Origin of the sequence: Saccharopolyspora sp. (genome assembly GCF_017434145.1) — a bacterium.
Lineage (GTDB): Bacteria > Actinomycetota > Actinomycetes > Mycobacteriales > Pseudonocardiaceae > Saccharopolyspora_C > Saccharopolyspora_C galaxeae.
The window spans coordinates 1-1,518 of the sequence record NZ_JAFRFW010000814.1 but is presented as its reverse complement, the minus strand read 5'-3'; the positions used below and the strand labels follow the sequence as shown (position 1 = coordinate 1,518).

Annotated in this window: 2 protein-coding genes; one reads left to right on the top strand and one right to left on the bottom strand. The window is 69.6% G+C overall.

Going from position 1 to position 1,518, the window contains the following annotated elements; genetic code table 11:
- A partial coding sequence (locus tag IJH84_RS22070; RefSeq protein ID WP_295148484.1) for an ABATE domain-containing protein occupies positions 1–365 on the bottom strand: 365 nt, incomplete at its 3' end.
- A 106-nt stretch (positions 366–471) separates the two neighbouring features.
- Here IJH84_RS22070 and IJH84_RS22065 point away from each other — a divergent pair.
- Positions 472–1,368 carry an alpha/beta fold hydrolase gene (locus tag IJH84_RS22065; protein ID WP_295148482.1) on the top strand — a complete coding sequence of 299 codons (897 nt, stop codon included), beginning with the start codon at positions 472–474 and terminating at the stop codon, positions 1,366–1,368.
- Positions 1,369–1,518: the final 150 nt, after the last annotated feature.

Genomic DNA, 1,518 nt, shown 5'->3' with positions numbered 1-1,518 from the left:
GGACGCAAGCGGCCCGGTAGGTGCTCGGCGGCCCACGCCCACGCCAACACGGCGCGCGCGGGCAGCAACGCGTCGGCGCCGGTGGCCAGCTCCCAGCTCAGTCCGTCGTCGTCGAGCACCGGCCGCTGGTGCACGCCTTCGAGCGCGTGGGCCAGCACCGACGGAGCCCGCTTCCCGAGCACCACCTCGGTGAGCTCTTCTCGGACCGCCCGCAGCCGACGCAGCTCACCGGCGGTCCCGGCACCGCCGTGGGCGGCAGCCCACGCACGACCGCTGCGCTCATCACCCAGCTCGTCCCGTTCGGAGCCGTCAAGCACCGGCCGGCTGTTGAGCAGCGCCAGCAGCAGTTCCGGGTCATCGACCATTCGACTCCGACCTAACCAATTCACGACGAGTTGACAGGTTAGCACGCGGCCCCTAGCGTCTCCGGCAGCCGAGCCTAACCAAATAAATCACTGATAGGGGTTAGCCATGATCGCAGTGCACCACCGGACCGCGTCCGTCGACGGCCACCGGATCTTCTACCGCGAAGCCGGCCCGCCCGAAGCACCGACCGTGCTCCTGCTGCACGGCTATCCGACCAGCTCGCACATGTTCCGCCTGCTGATCCCGGAGCTGGCCGACCGCTACCACGTCATCGCCCCGGACCACCTGGGGTTCGGCCGGTCGGACGCGCCGCCGGCCGACGAGTTCGACTACAGCTTCGAGGCGCTGAGCACCATCACCGACGGTTTGCTCGACGAGCTGGGCGTGCGGGACTTCGCGATCTACGTGCAGGACTACGGCGCTCCCATCGGCTGGCGGCTCGCACTGCGCCACCCGAACCGGATCACCGCGATCATCAGCCAGAGCGGCAACGCCTACGAAGCCGGCTTCGTGCCGTCCTTCTGGGCACCGATCTGGGCCTACGCGGCCGATCCCGGCCCAGCGAACGAGACGGCCCTGCGCAGCGCCCTCGAGCTCGACGCCATCCGCTGGCAGTACCTGCACGGCGTGCCGGATCCCGGCCTGGTCAGCCCGGACACGTGGCTGCACGACCACGCCCTGCTCCAGCGGCCGGGCAACGACGCGATCCAACTGCGCCTGTTCCGCGACTACACCACCAACGTCGAGCTCTACCCGCGCGTGCAGGAATACTTCCGGACGAGCCAGGTGCCGCTGCTCGCGGTGTGGGGCGCCAACGACGAGATCTTCGGTCCCGAAGGCGCACGCGCGTTCGCCGCCGACCTGCCCGACGCCGAGATCCACCTGCTCGATGCCGGCCACTTCGCGCTCGAGAGCGACCTCGACACCGTCGCCGGATACATCCGCGGCTTCCTCGGGCGAGTGACCACTGCGGCCGGATCCAGCGCCGCGATCATCGGATGACCGCGAGGACGCTCCCACCGCGAAGCATCGTTACGTCCTTTTAGGACGATCCCACTCGCCCACCGGAAGCACGATGCCGCGCGACGGCGTGATCGACATCGGCGGCCAGCAGGTGGTGGTTGAGCGCGACGGCGGCTTGTGCTCCCGCGC

Bases quoted from the DNA above. Each gene is read 5' to 3' on its own strand.
- IJH84_RS22065 (WP_295148482.1), top strand. From the start codon at position 472: ATGATCGCAGTGCACCACCGGACCGCGTCCGTCGACGGCCACCGGATC.